The 21,073-nt window shown below is 27.2% G+C and carries 26 protein-coding genes; 22 read left to right on the plus strand and 4 right to left on the minus strand.

The window, feature by feature from the left end; genetic code table 11:
* The first annotated feature begins 77 nt into the window (after nt 1–77).
* Nucleotides 78–269 carry a small, acid-soluble spore protein, H family gene (locus I4U89_RS00865; protein ID WP_195937803.1) on the plus strand — a complete coding sequence of 64 codons (192 nt, stop codon included), beginning with the start codon at nt 78–80 and terminating at the stop codon, nt 267–269.
* A 92-nt stretch (nt 270–361) separates the two neighbouring features.
* Here the strand turns inward: I4U89_RS00865 and glsA are convergent, their stop codons facing one another.
* Nucleotides 362–1,288 carry a glutaminase A gene (gene glsA / locus I4U89_RS00870; protein WP_195937804.1) on the minus strand — a complete coding sequence of 309 codons (927 nt, stop codon included), beginning with the start codon at nt 1,286–1,288 and terminating at the stop codon, nt 362–364.
* Nucleotides 1,289–1,548: 260 nt separating this feature from the next.
* Here glsA and sstT point away from each other — a divergent pair, with 260 nt between their 5' ends.
* Nucleotides 1,549–2,769: a serine/threonine transporter SstT gene (gene sstT / locus I4U89_RS00875; protein WP_195937805.1), complete on the plus strand. Its 1,221-nt coding sequence runs from the start codon at nt 1,549–1,551 to the stop codon at nt 2,767–2,769.
* Between the two features lie 215 nt (nt 2,770–2,984).
* Here sstT and I4U89_RS00880 read toward each other — a convergent pair whose 3' ends face one another.
* Entirely contained in the window at nt 2,985–3,152 is a 168-nt protein-coding gene (locus I4U89_RS00880) for a (2Fe-2S)-binding protein (protein ID WP_195937806.1), read from the minus strand.
* Nucleotides 3,153–3,437: 285 nt separating this feature from the next.
* Between I4U89_RS00880 and I4U89_RS00885 the strand changes: the two genes are divergently transcribed.
* From I4U89_RS00885 to I4U89_RS00945, 13 genes are all read left to right on the plus strand, one after another.
* Nucleotides 3,438–3,767: a DUF1540 domain-containing protein gene (locus tag I4U89_RS00885; RefSeq protein ID WP_195937807.1), complete on the plus strand. Its 330-nt coding sequence runs from the start codon at nt 3,438–3,440 to the stop codon at nt 3,765–3,767.
* A 10-nt stretch (nt 3,768–3,777) separates the two neighbouring features.
* Nucleotides 3,778–3,957 carry a (2Fe-2S)-binding protein gene (locus tag I4U89_RS00890; RefSeq protein WP_195937808.1) on the plus strand — a complete coding sequence of 60 codons (180 nt, stop codon included), beginning with the start codon at nt 3,778–3,780 and terminating at the stop codon, nt 3,955–3,957.
* A gap of 195 nt (nt 3,958–4,152) precedes the next feature.
* Complete coding sequence (locus I4U89_RS00895; RefSeq protein WP_195937809.1) at nt 4,153–4,974, plus strand: hypothetical protein; 822 nt, start codon at nt 4,153–4,155, stop codon at nt 4,972–4,974.
* Between the two features lie 316 nt (nt 4,975–5,290).
* On the plus strand, nt 5,291–5,956 hold the full coding sequence (locus I4U89_RS00900; RefSeq protein ID WP_195937810.1) for an N-acetylmannosamine-6-phosphate 2-epimerase: 666 nt from the start codon (nt 5,291–5,293) through the stop codon (nt 5,954–5,956).
* 23 nt (nt 5,957–5,979) lie between these two features.
* Nucleotides 5,980–7,476 (plus strand): PTS transporter subunit EIIC, encoded by a 1,497-nt coding sequence (locus I4U89_RS00905; RefSeq protein WP_195937811.1) that lies wholly within the window; start codon nt 5,980–5,982, stop codon nt 7,474–7,476.
* A 107-nt stretch (nt 7,477–7,583) separates the two neighbouring features.
* Nucleotides 7,584–8,438: a MurR/RpiR family transcriptional regulator gene (locus I4U89_RS00910; RefSeq protein ID WP_195937812.1), complete on the plus strand. Its 855-nt coding sequence runs from the start codon at nt 7,584–7,586 to the stop codon at nt 8,436–8,438.
* 197 nt (nt 8,439–8,635) lie between these two features.
* Nucleotides 8,636–9,577 (plus strand): 50S ribosomal protein L11 methyltransferase, encoded by a 942-nt coding sequence (gene prmA / locus I4U89_RS00915; RefSeq protein WP_195937813.1) that lies wholly within the window; start codon nt 8,636–8,638, stop codon nt 9,575–9,577.
* A gap of 8 nt (nt 9,578–9,585) precedes the next feature.
* A complete protein-coding gene (locus I4U89_RS00920) occupies nt 9,586–10,338 on the plus strand; it encodes an RsmE family RNA methyltransferase (protein WP_195937814.1) in 753 nt (250 codons plus the stop codon).
* Nucleotides 10,339–11,640, plus strand: coding sequence for a tRNA (N(6)-L-threonylcarbamoyladenosine(37)-C(2))-methylthiotransferase MtaB (gene mtaB, locus I4U89_RS00925; RefSeq protein WP_195937815.1), 1,302 nt, complete (start codon nt 10,339–10,341; stop codon nt 11,638–11,640).
* 255 nt (nt 11,641–11,895) lie between these two features.
* Entirely contained in the window at nt 11,896–12,246 is a 351-nt protein-coding gene (locus tag I4U89_RS00930; RefSeq protein WP_195937816.1) for a histidine triad nucleotide-binding protein, read from the plus strand.
* Nucleotides 12,247–12,400: 154 nt separating this feature from the next.
* Complete coding sequence (gene rpsU, locus I4U89_RS00935) at nt 12,401–12,580, plus strand: 30S ribosomal protein S21 (RefSeq protein ID WP_021125460.1); 180 nt, start codon at nt 12,401–12,403, stop codon at nt 12,578–12,580.
* 28 nt (nt 12,581–12,608) lie between these two features.
* The gene (locus tag I4U89_RS00940; RefSeq protein WP_092927056.1) at nt 12,609–13,052 is read left to right on the plus strand and encodes a GatB/YqeY domain-containing protein; all 444 of its coding nucleotides are present in this window, start codon (nt 12,609–12,611) and stop codon (nt 13,050–13,052) included.
* A 449-nt stretch (nt 13,053–13,501) separates the two neighbouring features.
* Nucleotides 13,502–13,729 (plus strand): GNAT family N-acetyltransferase, encoded by a 228-nt coding sequence (locus I4U89_RS00945; protein WP_195937817.1) that lies wholly within the window; start codon nt 13,502–13,504, stop codon nt 13,727–13,729.
* Between the two features lie 32 nt (nt 13,730–13,761).
* Here the strand turns inward: I4U89_RS00945 and I4U89_RS00950 are convergent, their stop codons facing one another.
* The gene (locus I4U89_RS00950; RefSeq protein ID WP_195937818.1) at nt 13,762–14,607 is read right to left on the minus strand and encodes a patatin-like phospholipase family protein; all 846 of its coding nucleotides are present in this window, start codon (nt 14,605–14,607) and stop codon (nt 13,762–13,764) included.
* A 254-nt stretch (nt 14,608–14,861) separates the two neighbouring features.
* Between I4U89_RS00950 and I4U89_RS00955 the strand changes: the two genes are divergently transcribed.
* From I4U89_RS00955 to hpf, 4 genes are all read left to right on the plus strand, one after another.
* A complete protein-coding gene (locus tag I4U89_RS00955; protein WP_195937819.1) occupies nt 14,862–15,107 on the plus strand; it encodes a (2Fe-2S)-binding protein in 246 nt (81 codons plus the stop codon).
* A 131-nt stretch (nt 15,108–15,238) separates the two neighbouring features.
* Nucleotides 15,239–15,913 carry a hypothetical protein gene (locus I4U89_RS00960; RefSeq protein WP_195937820.1) on the plus strand — a complete coding sequence of 225 codons (675 nt, stop codon included), beginning with the start codon at nt 15,239–15,241 and terminating at the stop codon, nt 15,911–15,913.
* Nucleotides 15,914–16,145: 232 nt separating this feature from the next.
* Nucleotides 16,146–16,643, plus strand: a complete 498-nt coding sequence (locus I4U89_RS00965) for a TspO/MBR family protein (RefSeq protein WP_195937821.1) — start codon at nt 16,146–16,148, stop codon at nt 16,641–16,643.
* Between the two features lie 162 nt (nt 16,644–16,805).
* Nucleotides 16,806–17,318, plus strand: a complete 513-nt coding sequence (gene hpf / locus I4U89_RS00970) for a ribosome hibernation-promoting factor, HPF/YfiA family (protein WP_195937822.1) — start codon at nt 16,806–16,808, stop codon at nt 17,316–17,318.
* A 45-nt stretch (nt 17,319–17,363) separates the two neighbouring features.
* On the opposite strand, the gene I4U89_RS00975 is transcribed toward hpf, so the two are convergent.
* Nucleotides 17,364–18,338: a hypothetical protein gene (locus tag I4U89_RS00975; RefSeq protein ID WP_195937823.1), complete on the minus strand. Its 975-nt coding sequence runs from the start codon at nt 18,336–18,338 to the stop codon at nt 17,364–17,366.
* A 167-nt stretch (nt 18,339–18,505) separates the two neighbouring features.
* On the opposite strand from I4U89_RS00975, the gene I4U89_RS00980 reads away from it, so the two are divergent.
* From I4U89_RS00980 to I4U89_RS00990, 3 genes are read left to right on the plus strand one after another with little or no spacing between them, the layout of a single operon-like run.
* Complete coding sequence (locus I4U89_RS00980; RefSeq protein ID WP_195937824.1) at nt 18,506–18,742, plus strand: YabP/YqfC family sporulation protein; 237 nt, start codon at nt 18,506–18,508, stop codon at nt 18,740–18,742.
* Between the two features lie 12 nt (nt 18,743–18,754).
* On the plus strand, nt 18,755–20,068 hold the full coding sequence (gene yqfD / locus I4U89_RS00985; protein WP_195937825.1) for a sporulation protein YqfD: 1,314 nt from the start codon (nt 18,755–18,757) through the stop codon (nt 20,066–20,068).
* A gap of 12 nt (nt 20,069–20,080) precedes the next feature.
* Complete coding sequence (locus I4U89_RS00990) at nt 20,081–21,073, plus strand: PhoH family protein (RefSeq protein WP_195937826.1); 993 nt, start codon at nt 20,081–20,083, stop codon at nt 21,071–21,073.

Consider the following 21,073-nt stretch of genomic DNA (forward strand, 5'->3'; position numbering starts at 1 on the left):
ATGATATATATGTAAGTAAGAATAAAATAATTTAAAAATGAAAAACTAAGACTAAAACAACATTTAGGAGGAATATCATGCAATTAAGAAGAGCAGCAGAGATAATGAACTCAAAGCAAAAAGAAAATATCGTAATATATTATCAAAATGAACCAGTAAATATAGTTAGTCTTAATAGCAATATAGGAACAGCATATGTTAAGTCAATAAATAATAATAGAGGTTTTGATATTTTAATAGAAGAACTAAGTGAGGAAAAACAACAATAGAGAAAATTAATAGATTACATAATAATCTATATGTTTAACATACAATTAAAAAAAGATGCTTAAAATTAATCATTTTAAGCATCTTTTTTTATCTAATCAAATATATCTAAAACTAGTTCTTTAGATAATTGTTGTAAAATCTTAACACCAGCAACACTATTACCCATAGAATCAAGTGAAGGTCCAAATACACCTATTCCCATTTTATTAGGGACAGTAGCAAGTATCCCACCGCCAACACCAGACTTAGCAGGGATTCCTATATGCACTGCGAAATCACCAGATTCATCATAAAGGCCGCAAGTAACCATTATAGATTTAACAATGGTACAAATATCTCTAGGTATAATCATTTCGCCAGTAAAAGGACTAACTCCTTTATTAGCTAAAACAGCCCCAATCCTTGCTAAGTCCATAGCAGTAACAGAAATAGAACATTGTCTGAAATAGCAGTCTAAAACATCTTCAACATTATCAATTAAACCATGACCCTTCATGTAATAAGCTAAAGACCTATTTATATCACCAGTTCTTTTTTCAGATAAATAAATATCTTCAATTACATGAATATTAGGATTGTTAGCTAACTTTCTAGTAAATTCTAATATTCTATTTATTTTTTCATTACTATTTTTACCCATTATAAGTGAATTAACAATAATAGCACCTGCATTTATAAATGGATTAGATGGATATGGCTTATTATTTATTTTCATATTAAGAATAGAATTAAAAGCAAATCCACTAGGTTCAACACCTATCTTACTAAAAACATATTGTGGTGAATTATCCATCATAGCAATTATAAGAGCTATGACCTTAGAAGTGCTTTCTATTGCAAAAGGTTTATTATAATCTCCGGCAAAATACTCCTTACAATTACAATCTCTTAAATCTACAATAGCTACACCAAGCTGGTTTTCATCAACTTCAGCAAGTGCTGGTATATAAGTAGCTACATGACCATTTTTTATGTATTTTTTGTTTTCATTAACTAGTTTGTTTAGTAAATCAAACATAAAAATCGCTTCCTTTTTTATAAAATTTGTTATTAGTAGTGTACTTACCCTAAAGCATAACAAAAAAACATATCTAAAAATTCAAAAAATATTATTTAAAGAAATTATTACCATTTTCAAAATCTATACAATAAAACTATTCATATAAATCATTACTTAATTTTATATATAAAGTTTAAAAATAAATAGAATAGGATTAGTAAAAAAACATATATACTCTATAAGAACTAAAAATAGAAGAAAGAAATAGGGGGGAGATCATGAAGGGTTTAATAAACAAATGGAACAAAATAAGTTTGGTAAAAAGAATATTAATAGGACTGATAATAGGAATAATACTTGCACTTACAGCTAAAGATATAGCAAGTCCAATAGTGATTTTTGGTTCTTTATTCGTAGGAGCCCTAAAAGCTGTAGCACCAATTCTTGTATTTTTTTTAGTAATGTCAGCAATATCTAGCCATGAAAAAGGTCAGCAAACAAATATGAAATCAATTTTAGTGCTTTATTTGCTAGGAACATTTTTGGCTGGGTTAACGGCAGTAGTGGTAAGTTTTATATTTCCAACAACATTAATATTAGTAGAAGGAGCCAAAGATATCATACCTCCTGGAGGTATAGTAGAAGTATTGAAATCGCTACTAATGAATGTGGTTGATAATCCAGTAAGTGCACTTTTAAATGCAAACTATATAGGTATATTATCATGGTCATTAATGCTAGGACTAGCTTTAAAAAATGCTTCAAGCTCAACAAAATTAGTGATATCAAATGCATCAGATGCTTTATCAACAGTTGTAAGATGGGTAATAAATTTTGCACCACTTGGTATAATGGGATTAGTATTTAATTCTATAGCAACGCAAGGGATAGAATCACTTCTTAGTTATGGGCATTTAATAGTAGTATTAATAGGATGTATGGCATTTATAGCGCTTGTAGTAAATCCTATAATAGCTTTTGTATATATGAGAGAAAACCCATATCCATTAGTATTTAAATGTTTGAAAAGTAGTGGAATAACAGCATTTTTCACAAGAAGTTCAGCAGCAAATATACCAGTAAACATGAAGTTATGTGAAGAATTAAATTTAAATAAAGACACATACTCAGTATCAATACCACTAGGAGCAACTATAAATATGGCAGGAGCTGCTATAACAATATCAATATTAACATTAGCTGCAGTAAATACTTTAGGAATAGAAGTAGATATTGGTATGGCGATATTACTTAGCTTAATGTCAGCAGTAAGTGCTTGTGGAGCGTCTGGAGTAGCAGGAGGGTCGCTACTTTTAATACCTCTAGCTTGTAGTTTATTTGGTATATCAAATGATATAGCAATGCAAGTAGTTGGAGTGGGATTTATAGTAGGGGTTATACAAGATTCTTGTGAAACAGCACTAAATTCTTCAACAGATGTGCTTTTTACGGCAGTGGCAGAATATGCTAAAAACAGAAAAGGTAAAAAAGAAGCATAAAAAGTAAAACTTAAATGATCGTAATTTACTCATATTTAAAGTGTATTTATACTAAATTATATAGAAAATAAAAAAGAGGATATTTATCCTCTTTTTTATTTAAATAAATTAAATTATATTTTAGATTACATAAACTAATTAGCAAAATGTATAGTAGGTTCATCGATATGTGTAAAATACTTTAAAGTTTCTGTATCATTTTTAAGTTTTATTTGTTATTTTTCTTTTAATATCTCTTCTATAGCAGACGCACATCTACCACATCCAGTAGCTGCACCAGTAGCTTTTTTAATGTCTTCTACTGTTTTAGCACCTTCTTCTATAGATTTTTTTATATCTAAATATTTAACTTGTTTACAAAAACATACTGTTTTATTTTCCATTTTAAATTCTCCTTTAAACTTTAATATATTATTATAATTGTAGATACCCAAGGAAAAGGTGTTCAATCATAAAAAATAAAATATTATATCTTAAAAAAATTTTATATTTATATAATTAGCATATTTTATTTTAATGTATGAAACTTCTAATAATACATCTAAATTATAATCTATACAAAAGAAAAATAAAGTATAAAAAAGGTTTTTAAGTAAACAGTTGTATAATACTTTTTAAATTGCTAAAAATAATCTTAATTTAAAATATAAAAAGAAGGATGATTATATATGAAAAAAATAAGCTGTAGTGTAACAAACTGTGCTCATAATTGTCAAGATACTTGTTATGCTAATCGTGTAAATATAGGTGGGCAAGGAGCAAAAAATACAGAAGAAACATGTTGTGGTTCTTTCTTAGACAAAAGACATTACTCAATATTAATAAATAATGCAAGTGAAGGTAAAAATTCAAGTAATGCTTGCGATTGTTTAATATGTGATGTAGCTACATGTACATATAACAATAACAAATTATGCAATGCAGATGCAATACAAGTAAGTGGAGAAAATGTAAACTTATATATAGAAACAAAATGTTCTACATTTAAGCAAAAATAAGGAGGAAAATATGAGTGAAAATATAATATGTCTATGCAAAGGCATAAGTGAGGAAACAATAGTTAAAGCTATAAAAGAAGGTGCAACAAGTGTAGAAGCTGTGAAAGAAAAAACTGAAGCAACATCTGGTCCATGTAGAGGAAGTAGATGTATTTCTAAAATTGAAGAATTAATAGAAAAACATAAATAAAAATAAAAAGCCTTAGGATTTTCTTGATTATCCTAAGGCTTTTTATCTATACAAAAACATATGTAGAGTATTTTTATGTTAAAAAATATAAATTAAAGGTAGTATAGATTTTATTTATATGCGCATATGAGCTTATAGTAGATTATTAAAAAATAAAGTATAATATATATGATTATTATTTAAGGATGTGTAAAAATGAATGTAGTAAAATATGATGAAGATAATCCAAGGTTGATAAATTCTATTGTATGTGCAATAGACATATTAGGATTTTCACAAATGATAGTGAATTCCTCTAAAAATGGATATGGGGATAATCTACTTAGAGAAATAAACTACCTTATAAATAAAAATAAACAATGTATAATACCTAACAAATATAGTAAAGGTAAAATAAAAATATTTACTGATAATATGGTAGTAGCTTATCCTATAAAAGGAGATGGAGAAAAAGAATTAGATGAAATACTAGAAAATGTAGCAGAGTATCAGTTTAACCTGTCTTTAGAAGGACTTTTCGTTCGTGGTGGTATAAGTATGGGTGACTTTTATATAAATGAAGATATAGTTTTTGGACCAGCGCTACTAGATGCACACAACACAGAAAGTAAGATTGCTTGTTACCCAAGAATTATATTAGATAACAATACCGTATCAAAATTACAAACTTATATAAACTATTATGACGTAGCTCCTCAGAAAAATAAAATACTTATAGATAATGATGGAAATTGGTTTTTAAATTACTTAAATACTATATTTAAATATTATACAGAGTGTAGCAATGAATATGAATTTGAGAGAGTTCAATATGAATTATTACTTAGACATAAAAAGAAGATAGAAGAACAATTATTTATACATAGAGAAAACATGAGAGTATGGGACAAGTATGTATGGACTGCAAACTATCATAATTATTTCTGTAGCATACATTTTCCTAAAGAAAAAGAATTAGAAATAGCTAGAAAAGACTTACTTTCATGGCCAAGACAAATATCTAATCAAGATACATAAGAAAAAAGCTGTCTAAAAGAAATTAAAATATTTTTAGGCAGCTTTTTATATACAAGGACCTTTATATTAATCATAAAACTATTAAAAACTGATATATATAAGCTTGAGCTAAGGGAGCTTTTATTTGTTAATTATTACAAAGATAATATTTATAATTGAATTTAATATAGAGATTTTGTTTAATATAAAATGAAAATAATTTTCTAAAATATAAATAATAAACTAGTAAAAATGATAAAAAAGGAAAAAAACTTGCAATAATAAAGATAATATGATAAAATTTGAACATAAAAACGATTGCGAAGAGGGGGAAACGATGTTTACACAAATAAAAGGAAAACTTATAGTATCGTGTCAAGCTTTAGAAAATGAACCACTACATAGTTCTTTTGTAATGGGAAAGATGGCAAAAGCAGCTAAAGAAGGTGGAGCAGTAGCTATAAGAGCACAAGGCGTTGAAGATATATTAGAAATAAAAAAAATAACTAATTTACCAATAATAGGAATTATAAAAAGGAATTATAGTGATTCAGAAATATATATAACACCTACAAAAAAAGAAGTAGAAGAACTTTCAAAGACAAAATGTGAAATGATAGCAATAGATGCTACTGATAGAGTTAGACCAAATGGCGAAACTTTGAAGGATTTAATAGATTATATACATAGCTTTGATGTTTTAGTAATGGCAGATATATCAACATACGAAGAAGCTTTAAATGCCCAAAATTTAGGGTGCGATTGCATATCGACAACATTATGTGGATATACTTCTTATTCAGAAAATCATGAAGGACCAAATTTAGAACTTATAAAAAAATTATCAAATGAATTAGATATACCGGTTATAGCAGAAGGAAGAATAAATACACCAAAGGATTTAAAGGATGTATATGAAAGTGGGGCATTTTCAGCAGTAGTAGGTTCAGCTATAACTAGACCACAACTTATAACAGAAAAGTTTGTAAATGCTATAAAGTAAAATCATATAAAGGGGAGACAAATATGTTTAAATACTTACAAAAAGTAGGAAAGTCATTTATGCTACCTATAGCAATACTACCAGCAGCAGGTTTACTTTTAGGAATAGGAGGAGCATTATCAAATCCAAATACTATAAATGCTTATCCATTTTTAAATATACCGTGGCTACAAGCAATATTTACTATAATGTCATCAGCAGGAGATGCTGTATTTGGAAATTTAGCATTAATATTAGGAGTAGGATTAGCAGTAGGGTTAGCTAAAAAAGATAAGGGAACAGCGGCATTAGCAGCATTGGTAGGATACGTTATAATGAATGCATCTATAAAAGCAATGCTTGGAATATTTACACCAGATGCACCAGCAATAGATACTGGAGTTATAGGTTCAATTGCAATAGCATCAGTTACAGTATGGCTACACAATAGATACAACAACATACAACTACCAGCAGTACTTGGATTCTTTGGTGGTTCAAGATTTGTTCCAATAGCAACAGCATTTGCATCAATATTTGTAGGAGCAATATTCTTTATAATATGGCCGACATTCCAAGGGTGGTTAGTAGTATTAGGTGAGAAAATAGCAGTACTTGGACCAGTAGGAACGTTTTTCTATGGATTTTTAATGAGACTTTGTGGAGCGGTAGGACTTCATCACATGATATACCCAATGTTTTGGATGACAGAGCTTGGAGGGGTAGCAACAGTAGCAGGAGAGCAAGTAGTAGGAGCTCAAAATATATTCTTTGCACAATTAGCAGACCCAAATCATGTAGGGTTATTTACAGAAGGAACAAGATTCTTTGCAGGTAGATTTGCAACGATGATGTTTGGATTACCAGCAGCATGTTTAGCAATGTATCACTGTGTGCCTAAAGAAAAAAGAAAGTTAGTAGGTGGATTATTCTTAGGAGCAGCTTTAACTTCATTTGTAACAGGTATAACTGAGCCAATAGAGTTTATGTTCTTATTTATATCGCCACTTTTATATGTTTTCCATGCAGTACTAGATGGTATATCTTTCTTTGTGGCAGACATATTAAACATATCAATAGGTAACACTTTCTCTGGTGGTATAATAGACTTCACATTATTTGGGGTATTACAAGGAAATGATAAAACAAATTGGATGTTAGTAATACCAATAGGATTATTATGGTTTGCAATATATTATGTGTCTTTTAGATTCTTCATAACAAAGTTTAACATACCAACGCCAGGAAGAGGAGACGATGAAGTTGAAGAAGTTAAAGTAACTGATAAAGATTCTTTAAAGGAAGAAGCGGTTATTATAATAGAAGCATTAGGTGGAGCAGAAAATATAGAAGAAGTTGATGCATGTATAACAAGACTTAGAGTATCGGTTAAAGATGTAAACAAAGTAGATAAAGCTACAATTAAAAAAGTAGGAGCAATAGATGTATTAGAAGTTGGTGGAGGAATACAAGCAGTATTTGGAGCCAAAGCAGTTTTATATAAAAATATAATAAATGATATATTAGGAACTAATGAATAATTTATATAGTTTCTAAATGCTTAAAAGGTGTATAATATTTTATACACCTTTTAATATTAAAAATAATTAAAGGAAGTTAAATGATTATTATAAAAAGGGCTGGTTAAATGAGTATAATAAATAAATTAGATGATAAAAATTTAAAATTTACTAAATCAGAAAGACAAATAATAGATTACATAAAAAGTGATATGGAAAATTTCTCGTATAAATCTATATCAGAAATAGCTAAAGATAATAATATTGGAGAAGCTACTATAACTAGATTTGCTAAGAAGATAGGTTTTAGTGGATTTCAAGACTTTAAGGTAACTTTAGCACAAGAAGTTACGAACATCCAAAATAAACACATAATAGATAGCAGTATAGATAATAAGGAACATGCAAGAGAAACTGCCAAAAAACTTTTACATAACAACATATATGTTTTAGAAAATACAGCACAAATAATAAACTATGAAGATGTTCATAAATGTTCAAAACTAATAAGAGAAGCAAATAAAGTGTATTTTGTAGGAGTTGGATACTCTGGAATAATAGCACAAGATATTAACTATAAATTTATGAGAATAGGTATAAACTGCAATTACTTTAGTGATAGCCATACTATATTAATGATGTCCTCTTTAATGAAAAAAGGAGATATAATAGTTTGTGTATCTCATACAGGGGAGACAGAAGATATAGTAAGTTCAGTAGAAATGGCAAAGAAAAATGAAGCTACTGTAATTTCTGTAACTAATGATAAAGATTCTAAGGTTAGGAGTTTATCAGATATATGTTTATCATATATTTCAAATGAAGGAGTATTTGAAAGTGGTTCAATGTATTCAAAACTCGCTCAGATGTTTGTACTGGATATTATATATACACAGGTGGTTAAAGATATGGGTGGTATAGCACATAACAATAAATTAAAGACCACAGAAGCTATAAAAGGTAAATATACAATATATAGGTAAATATGCTAATGTAAACTTGGGCAAGAATTTTCTTGCCCTTTTTAATATTATAAAATTATTAATAATAATTAAAAAGAAAACTAATTTTAATAATTAATTTTCTTTGAAAGTATAAAAGATTATTTTTAAAGATAATACTAAATATGATATAATAAAATTTACGTAAAAACAGGAATTCTAAAAGGATGGTGTAGTACATGAAATGGACTGAAATAACAATAAAAACTTCAACAGAAGCAGTTGAAGCTATAACTAATATATTATACGAACACAATGTAGGGGGAGTATCTATAGAAGACCCTAAAGACTTCAAATTCCAAAAGAAAAATGAATTCGATTGGGATTTCGTCGAAGAAGAAATATTTAATAGTGGATACGACGGAGTAATAATAAAAACATACATAACAGAAGAAAGAGATGTAAGTGAAGATATTAGGTCTATAAAAGAAAGAATAGATGGATTAAAAGAGTTCGGCATAGATGTAGGAGAAGCAATAGTTGAATTATCATACGTTGATGAAGAAGACTGGGCTAATGAATGGAAAAACTACTACAAGCCAACTAAAATAGGAGAAAAAATAGTAGTAAAACCAACTTGGGAAGAATATGAAGCTGATGATGAAGACCTTATAATAGAGCTAGATCCAGGTATGGCATTTGGGACAGGAACTCACGAAACTACAAGCATGTGTATAAGAGAATTAGAAAAATACGTTAAGCCTGAAAGTAAAGTATTTGATATCGGATGCGGAAGTGGAATACTTGCAATAGCTGCTGCAAAGCTTGGAGCTAAAGATGTATTAGCAGTTGACTTAGACGAAGTAGCAGTTAAAGTATCAAAAGAAAATATAGAACTTAACAACGTATCTGAAAGTGTAACTGCACTTCATGGTAATTTAATGGAAGTTGTAACTGACAAAGCAGATATAGTAGTTGCAAACATAATAGCAGATATAATAAAATTATTAGCTAAAGATATCAAAAACTTTATGAAAGATGATGCAGTATTTATATCTTCAGGAATAATACATGCAAAGGTTGATGAAGTTAAAGAAGCACTAGTTTCAAATGGATTAGAAATAGTATATGTAGAATCTTTAGGTGAGTGGAATGCTATAGTATCTAAAATAGCTAAGTAGGTGAAATTATGGATAGATTTTTTGTAGAAAAGAAAAACATAAACCTAGAAAATAACACTTGCATAATAGAAGGTGAAGACGTAAAACATATATCAAAAGTTTTAAGATGTAGAGTTGGAGAATGCCTAGAAATATGTGACAATGACAATAATGAGTATATAGCAGAGATTTCGGGTATATCTAAAGAAGAAGTAACTCTAGATATAGTAGAAACTATAGATATAAAAAGAGAATCAGACCTTAAAGTAAGGCTATACCAAGGGTTACCAAAAGGTCCTAAGATGGAAATGATACTTCAAAAGTTAACAGAAGTTGGAGTGGATGAAATAATCTTAGTACAAACTAAAAGAAGTGTAGCCAAAGTTGATGATAAAAAAGAAGACAAAAAAATAGAGCGTTGGGAAAGGATAATATACGAAGCTGCAAAGCAAAGTAAAAGAGGAAAAATACCAACACTTAGAGGCGTTTTAAGTTTCAAAGAAGCATTAGCTGATATGAAAAATAATGACTTTAATATAGTTCCTTATGAAAATGAAAGAACAAAGTCTATAAAACAAGCTATAAAAGGTATAGATATAAATAATATAGGAATATTTGTAGGTCCAGAAGGCGGATTTGCAGAAGAAGAAATTAAACAAATAGAAGATATAAATGGTCAATCAGTATCTCTTGGACCTAGAATACTAAGAACTGAAACGGCATCAGTAGTAGCATCTTCTATAGTTTTATATGAATTAAGTGACTTAGGAGGACGAGCATAAGTGAAAAAAGTAGCTTTTTACACATTAGGTTGTAAAGTAAATCAATACGAAACAGAAGCTATGCTTGAAATGTTTAAAAAAGATGGATATGTTCAAGTTGAAAGCGAAGACTATGCAGATGTTTATGTTATAAACACTTGTACAGTAACACATATGAGTGATAGAAAATCACGTCAATATATAAGAAGAATGAAAAAGAAAAATCCAGACGCAATAATAGCAGTTGTTGGATGTTATTCTCAAGTATCACCAGAAGAAATACTTGAAATAGAAGAAGTAAACTTAGTAATGGGTACTAACGAAAGAAGACAGATAGTTGAAGAAATTAAAAAATTAGATGCATCTCAAAAAGCTAGTACGGTAGATGATATAATGAAGGTAAGAGCATTTGAAGAAATAGAAATAAATCAGACAAACGGAAAAACTAGAGCATTTATGAAAATACAAGACGGATGCGATAGATTTTGTTCTTACTGTATAATACCTTACGCTAGAGGTGGTAAAGTAAGAAGTAGAGATTTAGAAAGTATAGTAAATGAAGCTAATAAATTGGCAGACAAAGGATATAAAGAAATAGTTCTAACAGGTATACATGTTGCATCTTATGGAAAAGATGTAAAAGATGCTAATATGAATTTATTAACAGTTATAAAAGCAATAGATAAAATAGAAAATATAGAAAGAATAAGATTAAGTTCAGTTGAACCAGTATTATTCACAGAAGAGTTCGTTGAAGAAGTTTCTAAAATGGAAAAAGTGTGTCCACACTATCACTTATCACTACAAAGTGGATGTGACGAAACACTAAAGAGAATGAATAGAAGATACACAACTAAAGAGTATAAAGAAATAGTTGATAGATTAAGAGCACATATACCTGATGTTGCAATAACAACAGACGTTATAGTAGGATTCCCAGGTGAAACTAATGAAGAATTTAGCATTACAAACAGATTCTTAGAAGAAATAGAGCTTTCACAAATGCACGTATTCAAATATTCACCAAGAAAAGGGACACCAGCTGCAGCTATGAAAAATCAAATAGACCCTCAAATGAAGCAATTAAGAAGTGATAAGCTTATAGCTTTAGGACACACGAACTTTAAAAAGTTTGCATCAAAATATGAAGGTAAAGAAGTAGAAGTACTATTTGAACACAGAATGAAAGATAATAAATTTGAAGGATTAACAACTAATTATATAAGAGTTATAGTTGATAGTGAAAAAGACATACAAGGACAAATACTGAAAGTTAAGATAACTAAGATTAATGACGAATTTGTAGAAGGAATTTTAGTTTAATCTGTAGAAAAATAAAATGACTTAAAAGAAATTATGGCTATTTATAAAACTGTCATAATTTCTTTTAGTACATTTAAGCAAATATATTATATATTAAAAAATACACGTAATGCACATTTAAAGGTTTGTGTAAGCTATTTCAAATAATAATAGATAAATTATATACAAATATATTAGTTAGCTTAAAAACTTAAAGAAATAGGTATGCTATTAAGCATATGAAAAGTTAAATAATAAACAAAAAGGAGAAATATTATGAGTTGTATATTTTGTAAAATAATAGATGGAGAAATACCATGCTCTAAAGTTTATGAAGATGATAAAGTGCTAGCATTTAACGACATAAATCCAGTAGCTCCTATACATATATTAGTTATACCAAAAGAACATTTTGATAGTTTAATAGATATATCAGAGGAACAAATGGACATAATGGCGCATATACATAAGGTGATAAATAAAATAGCTAAAGAACAAGGCTTTGAAAAAGATGGTTTCAGAGTTATAAACAACTGTGGCGTAAATGGTGGTCAAGAAGTAAAACATCTTCACTATCACATACTAGGTGGCAAAAAATTACCGATGTATGAGGCTATGAATAAGTAAGAAAAATTTAAAAAATTCTTCTTAAATAAAATACTTGAAAAAAAAATAAAAGTAGTTTATAATAAACAAAGTGTGAGGTTATAATACATATAAACATTATAATCTTTGTTATAGACACAGCAGAATTCGCACTATCGGAGGGAGGGAAAATGAAATGTCAGAAGTAAGAGTAAGAGAAAACGAAACATTAGACAGCGCGTTAAGAAGATTCAAGCGTTCATGTGCAATGTCTGGCATCATGTCTGAAGTTAGAAAAAGAGAGCACTATGATAAGCCAAGCGTTAGACGTAAGAAGAAGGCAGAAGCTGCTAGAAGAAAAAACGCTAAGAAATAGTTAAAAAAGAAATAAAGAGGTGAGGGTAATGTCCCTTAAACAAAAGTTACAAGAAGATCTAAAGTCTTCAATGAAAAATAAAGATACAGTAAGAAAATCTGTGGTAACTTTAATAAGAGCTTCTATAAAGCAATTCGAGGTTGACAATAGAGTCGAACTTGATGACGAAGGCATTATAGATATAATAGCTAAGCAGTTAAAACAGCGTAGAGATGGTTTAGCTGAGTTCAAAAAAGCTGGAAGAGAAGACTTAGTAAGTGAAGCAGAAGCTGAAATCGAAGTTTTAAAAGAGTACCTACCTCAACAGTTAAGCGAAGAAGAGCTAAACACAATTATAAAAGAAACTATATCTGAAGTAGGAGCTACTTCTATGAAAGATATGGGGAAAATTATGTCAGTTGTTAGACCTAAAGTTAAGGGAAGAGCTGATGGAAAACTAATAAACGAGTTAGTGAAAGCTAACTTACAATAGATAGAAAAACCTAGAGACTAGTCTCTAGGTTTTTTAATGCATTTATTTAATTTTTTCCAGTCATCACCAGAAAATATAGTTAATATAAAGTCGGCAATAATTTCACCTATATCCAATAGTATATCCATACAAAAGCCTCCCTTAAAATATTATATTAAAAAATAGATATAGAGTTTCTAAAAACAAGTTTAAATAAAAATTATACAATATTAACATAAAAAATAAAACTTACTTAAATTATATCCAATGAAAAACAATATATCCATATAAACGAAAAAATAAAAAATAATGAAATATATAATACCCTACTACAATCTTAGAAACTAAAAGGTGTATATTAAAAGAAGTATCTATAGAAGATGCTAAAGATATGTATGAATATTTAAAAGAAGAGAAATTAGCAATACTAGGATATTGTATACATTCTATATTACTAGAATAAAGGTATAATGATTGAAGTCGTTACAAGGTTAATTAAGTTTGGATTTGATGAATTAAAATTAGACAAAATAGGAGCACAATTTTTTGATGGGAATATAAAGTCAGGTAATGTAATGAAAAGATGTGGTATGAAATATTTAGGAAGTGAAGAAAGAGAAATAAAGCTACAAGGTAAAATAGGTAGGGGGAAAATTCATAAATGTGAAATAACTAAAGAAGATTACTATAAGGACTAGAACTATTTCTAGTCCTTATTTAAATTTATGATTTAATCTATAAAATTTAATATTTCATTATACAACTCTTTTGCATTTCTATAACCTTCCTCATACAATGCTGTAAGTTTATTAACGTCCTTCTCAACTTGGCTAACTTTAACAGGTTTTTTAGGTCTAATAACAAGGACATCTCCATTTTTAGATAATTTATCTACTAAATCAAGACTTTTATTATAATTAATATGTCTATTTTCAATAGCACTAACAAGATTAGGATAAGCTTTATATTTTCTCTTTACAATTGAAGTAAATTTTTGTTTATTCTTTTTGTATGTATAATCTCTAGTAAGCACTACTATATTTTTTTTATATCCTTGGTTTATAGCGTACTCAATAGGAATTGAATCAGAGACTCCTCCATCAACTAACTTATAATTGTCTACCTCAACTATATTTGCAAACACAGGTATAGAACAAGAGGCTTGAAGGTAAATAATATCTTTTCTTAAATCATTTAAAGCAAAATACTCTGGTTTTCCAGTTTCACAGTTAGTAGCAACAGCTATAAATTTAGTAGTAGCTTTATTAAAAGCATCGTAATCATAAACATTTAACTCATTAGGTATTTTGTTAAACATAAAATCCATACCAAATATAGAACCTGTTTTAATTAAATTACGAAAGCTTAAGTAACTTTTATCATTTACATAATCTACAGTAGCATGATAAGCTCTTTTATACTGTTTTGACAAATAAGAAGAAGCATGGCAACTTCCAGCAGAAACACCAACAACCATATCAACTTCTATGTTCTTTTCTATGAAAAAATCTAACACGCCAGCAGTATAAATTCCTCTCATACCGCCACCTTCTAATATTAATCCTATTTTATTCATAACTATCCTTTCTATATTTTAAATTTAGAAATAACATAAAATACTTCATTAACTTTGCAACTATTATAGTATAAGGAATTTATATTGTCTAGCTATTTAAATTTATATTAAATATAGTAATACTTATCTATTAGATATAATTTAAAATACTTGAAAAGTACATTTACTAAGTAAAAAACACTTTTTAGTAGATGATTATTAAGTATGAAACTCTGGGTATAATATAAATATTATAAAAGTTTAAGGGGGATAAAATGTTTAAAAATATAATTAAAAAGTATAAAGAAAATAAAAATAACAAAAATAAAGTAGTTTGTAGTTGTTTTGGAGTAACTAAAGCTGACATAGAAAAGGCAGTAAATGAAGGAATGACATCTATAAATGAAGTTAGGAAGAAAACAAAAGCTGGTATGGGATGTGGAAGATGTAACGCTTCTATTGAAAGAATTATATATAAATCTATAAAATCTAAAAATAAAAGTGGAGATAAATATAATTAAGTTAGGTATCTTCTGTTGATTGTATTTATACTATATTAAAAATGGAATAAATTATAAATTAAAATATAAAATTTAAATACTTTTAATATAATATGGTAAAATAGTCATAGCAATAACAACTGGAGGATAATATGAAAAAACTAACAGCATTAATAACAATATTTATATCTATTTTTGTTTTAACAGGTTGTGTAAATACAGACATAACATTAGATATAGACAAAAAGGGAAATATAAGTGCATCGGCACAAATACTAAGCAGTGATTACCTAATGAAAGGTATAGATGAAACTAAATTAAAAGAATCATACTCTAATGTAGAAAAAATAACAGGGCCAGGAAAAACAGGTTATAAAATAACAGAAAACTTAGGAAATATCAAAGATATAAAAATTGATAACAACAAGGATTTAAGTAAATACGCTGATTTAATAAAAATAAATCAAGAAGATAAATTTTTATATAACATATATGATGTTAATATAAGAATAAAAGACTATATGCAAAAAAATATGAGTAGTGAAGAAGTAGGTATTCTAAGTTTACTTGGTTCTGGTTTCGATTTAAACTTCCACTTAAATACACCTTTAAAACTGATAGAATCAAATGCAACATCTAACTCAGAAGAAAATGGTATACATACATATAATTGGGATTTTAACTTAGGAAATGTAGATAATATACATGCTAAAGTTAAAATACCTAACATAAAAAATATAGCTATGTTAGTATTTGCTATTATAGTTTTAATAGGTATTATTGTATTTATAATAAAAAAAGAAAAAAGAAAAAAGAATAATATATAAATAAAGGCCAGTTCTAGTTAGAATTGGCTTTTATTTATACTAAGAAATTATAAGTTACCTATTTTGTTGATAATACATAATTAAAAACTATAGAATTTAAGAAGTAGATATACTGCTTACGAAATTAGATAAGCAAATTTTTTATATTAAAAGTACCAAAATAAACTTGTCATAAAAAAGAGAACTTGTACATACTTATAAATAAGAAAACAATGAAAAGAGGGGGATAACTTTGATTATATCCGTGAAAGAAGTTATAAATTTTTTTATAAGTGTCCTCATACCTCTAGTAGTAGGATATGCTAGTAGTATGATATCTCAAATAATAGCAGGAACAAATACAGCAGCAAATTATGCAAGTTTAATAAAACCAAATTTTGCACCACCTAGCTTTATATTTCCAATAGTATGGACAATTCTATATATATTAATGGGAATATCAGCTTATTTAATATTAAAAAAAGGTTATGAATCTACTAAAGTAAAAGACGCAATGTTTTATTATTGGTTACAACTTGGACTTAACTTTCTATGGAGTATATTATTCTTTGGATTTGATTTAAGATTAACAGCATTAATAGTGCTTGTAATAATATTATTAATTGTAATAGTTATGGCATATAAATTCTTTAAGATAAATAAAAAAGCAACCTATATAAATATACCTTATATTTTATGGCTTATGTATGCTTTATATTTAAATTATTTTATATGGGTAATAAATAAATAAATAGAACAAGCAACAATATATAACATAATACATATACTTAATTAATCATAATTAAAAACCTTATAATATAAAACATTAATAAAAGCTAATGTTTTATATTAAGGGATACTATAAAGTGAAAAATAAAATACAATTTTATTAGACTTTAAGGAGAGGATTTGATTGAAAAGTAATATATGTAGTAGAAATGTAGAATTAAGAGATGGTATAAAAGATTATATTAATTCAAAGTTTGATAAGTTAAAAAGCTCTTTAGAAAATGGATGTATTAAAGTTATTATAGAAAAAGATAAAGATATGTATAATGTTGAGATTTTGATGAGTGAGGATAATGTAAATATTGGAAAAGTAGAATGCATAAATGAAGACTTATACTCTGCATTAGACACTGCTTTTGAAAAGGTATATAGCAAACTAATAAGATATAAATCAAAATTGAAAATTAGTACAGACCCATTAATAATAAAAGACTCAGAAGAATCTAAAGAAGATGATGAAATAATAATAAAAAGAAGAAAAAAATTCAATCTAAAACCTATGAGCATAGAAGAGGCAGTACTTCAAATGGAACTTTTAGGACATAATTTTTTTATATTTAGAAATCAAGATAATTATGAAATAAATGTTGTATATAAAAGGAAAAATGGTGGGTATGGATTAATAGAGCATGAATAAAGATAGATAGCTTATAAAAAATACTGAGATTTTTCTCAGTATTTTTTATGTTTTATTCTCTAAAAGAAGTAACTCATATACTAGAGAATTAAGAGTATTTATACTTATATATAAACTTTTATTAAAATTATTATGCTTATAATCATATTTAAATGTATAACTTTCAATTATATTATCATACTGATAAGTTTTTATATAATTTTTATCATAATATAAATCATTATAAGAATTACTTAATTTATTTTTCAAAAATTCATCAATTATTCTTCGATAAAAATCTTTATCTTGAATAGGAAGAATTTTTAAATCAAAATTTGGTCGCTGATAGATATAAAATATTTTATTATCTTTTTTAGAAATTCTTATTTTATAAATTTTATTTTTAGTCTTAAAAAAATATTGATAAAACCTAAGTGCATCATTATTGTCAAAAAATATATCTAAACCTTCATCTATTATAGATTTTTCACAAAGAGAATCATCAAATATAGCATTTATAGTTTTTATACAAAAAAAATGTAAATATTCATCAGAAGTAGTATCTAAAGTATCATCTTTTGTTTTTTCGCATATATTTAATATGCGTGAATCACTTGATAAATTATAAGAATTTCTTAAGTTGATTTTAGATTTAGTTTTAATTAATGGATATAAAGATTGCATAGATGATATTAAATTAAAATAACTATTACTAAGAGATGCAAGTAAATTTTTTGCATAATTACTTATTGAATATTTTTTTAAATATTTTAGATCGGAAAGTATATTAAAGCTAAGTATAAGTATAGAATTTAAATCAACCTCATTTAAGGTTAATGAATTGGTTGTTCTGATAAGTTCATTATCTAGGGAGTTATGATATATATTTTTATAAAGCTGAGATAGTAGCTTCATATTCCTGCTATTTTCCTCTTTTATAGAAGTTAATGTATCAATCGAATAAGAATAATCTATAAGATAGCTTAAATATATATCTAGGTAAATGCAATTTTGTATGATTTTTATAAAAATATTTTTCATTTAATCACCTCTTTTTTAATAACATAAATATATAGATATTTTATTCAAATAGAGATTATAAGTTTACACGCTGATTTTATTTAAATAAAAAATAATAATGTTAGTTTGAGTTATTAGGTTTAAACTCTATAAAAGAAAAATAATTAAAAAAATTAAGGAGGAATAGTATGGTAGATATTTCAGAAGAATTGTTAGTAAATAAACCAACAGTTACTATAATTTCAAATACTTTCGTAAGTATAGAAAATTATATATCTATAATCACCTATGAATCAGATTTGATAAAGATAAAAACTAGGGAAAAAACAATAAAAATATGTGGAAGTGATCTTTCACTTAAATACATACAAGAAGAAGAAATAGGTGTAAAAGGAGTTATATACACAGTAGAATATATAGATTAGGGGGAAGTACGTATGATAAGCTATATAAGGGGATATTATGTTATAACTGTAGAAGGAGTAGAGATAGAAAAATTTATAAACCTTTTAATAAGAAGTAATGTAAAAGTTTATAATGTAAAAAGAATAAGTAAGACCAAAATAGAATTTTGTGTAAATAGAGAAGATTTAAAAGATCTAAAAAGAGCTTATAGGGGAAATAATTTTGATGTAAAGGTAAAGCAAAAAACTGGTGTACCTTTTATACTAAAGAGGATCTATAAATTAAAGGGAATGTGGATTTGTGCTATAATATCGTTGTTTTTACTTATGATGACATCTCAATTTGTAACAGATATATACATAAAGGTTCCAGAAGGGATAAATAAAGATGATGTACGAAAAGAGCTATATAATGCAGGACTAAAGCCTGGAGTTTATAAAAAGAATATTGATAGAAAAGAAATTAGAGATCACATGATGTTAGAATTTGATGATATAGCATATATATCTATAAATGTTAAAGGTACAAATATATTTGTAACTGTAACAAAAAAAGCAGAAACTCTAAAATCTACTAAAGATTCAAATTATTGTAATATAATTGCTAGTAAAAATGGTATAATAGAAAAGGTAATACCAAGAAGTGGGAAATCTAATGTAAACCCTGGAGATATAGTAAAAAAGGGAGATGTGTTAGTGAGTGGCGCAAACACAAAGTCTCTTCCTGAAATATGGGCAACAACTTTTTATGAAGTTAAAAAAACTGATAGTTATGAAGATACTATAAAAGAAAAAACAGGAAATAAAAAAAGAGTATATACCATAAGTTTCTATGATAAAAAATATACATTAAGGAGAAATATAAAGTATAAGGATTATCTTATAGAAAATAAAACACATAAATTATCTATAGGAGATTATACTTTCCCTATAAAAATTGAAGTAAGTACTTTTTATGAAGCCAAGAACAAAAAGATAAGCAAAGATAAAGAGAAATTGAAAAAAGAAATTTCAGAAAGGGCTCAAAAAGAAATAGAATATATTATACCTCCATCAGCTAGGATTATAAAAGTAGACCATGATTATAAAGTAAACAAAAACAATATGCTAGAATATGTATTAACAGTACAAACTTCTGAAAATATTGCACATACTTATGCACTTAGTAAGTCAGAAGCAGAGGAGTATATAAAAGAAAGTGAAAAAAATGAATCAGAGGAAGAAGTTCCTAAAAATCCTGATAAAAGACCGATTAACGATATAAGAAATGAATTTGAAGACAAAGATAAAGAAAAAGAAGAAGATGATAAAAACAAAGAAAAAAATAAAGATTCAAATACAAACTAAGGAGGACATAAATTGATAGTACAAAAGAAATTTATAGTATCAGAAGAGAAGTTTGAAAGAGAATTATTTGGTAACTTTGATGAAAACATTAAATTGATAGAGGATGCTCTAAATATAGACGTAATATTAAGAGAAGGCAATATAGTTTTAATGGGTGAAGAAAAATATGTAGAAAAAGCCTTAAGACTAATGGATGAATTACATTCAACAGTACAAAATGGAAAACATTTAGACAAGCAAAGTATATCTTATTCTTTATCTCTTTTATTTGAAGGTAGTGAAGAAAAGATAAAAGATCTAGAAGAAACTATAGTATTAACTAAAAAGGGTAATCCTGTTAGGCCAAAAACTCTTGGTCAAAAAACATATATAGATTTAATAAAGAAAAATGATATAACTTTTGGAATAGGGCCGGCTGGAACTGGTAAAACATATCTAGCAGTAGCAATGGCTGTTAAAGCTTTTAAAAAGGATGAAGTAAGTAGAATAATACTTACAAGACCAGCAGTAGAAGCAGGAGAAAGTTTAGGATTTTTACCAGGGGATTTAAAAGATAAAGTAGACCCGTATTTAAGACCATTATATGATGCATTATTTGATATGTTAGGTCCTGAAAAGTTTAGTAAATATTTAGAAAGAGGAACTATAGAAGTAGCACCTTTAGCATTTATGAGAGGTAGAACATTAGATAATGCCTTTATAATACTAGATGAAGCTCAAAATACTACTCCAGAACAAATGAAGATGTTTTTGACGAGACTAGGATATGGCTCTAAAGCAGTAGTAAATGGTGACTTAACTCAAACAGACTTACCTAGAAAAAGCAAAAGTGGGCTACTTCATGCTATAAAAGTACTAGATAAAGTAGAAGGAATAGGAAGTATAAGATTAACGGACAAAGACGTAGTAAGACATGAATTAGTTCAAAGAATAATAAGAGCTTATGATAGATTTGACAATAGGGAATTAGATAAGAAAGAAAGCAAAAAAGATAAAAAAAAGTAA

This window comes from Romboutsia sp. 1001713B170131_170501_G6 (assembly GCF_015668195.1).
Lineage (GTDB): Bacteria > Bacillota > Clostridia > Peptostreptococcales > Peptostreptococcaceae > Romboutsia_C.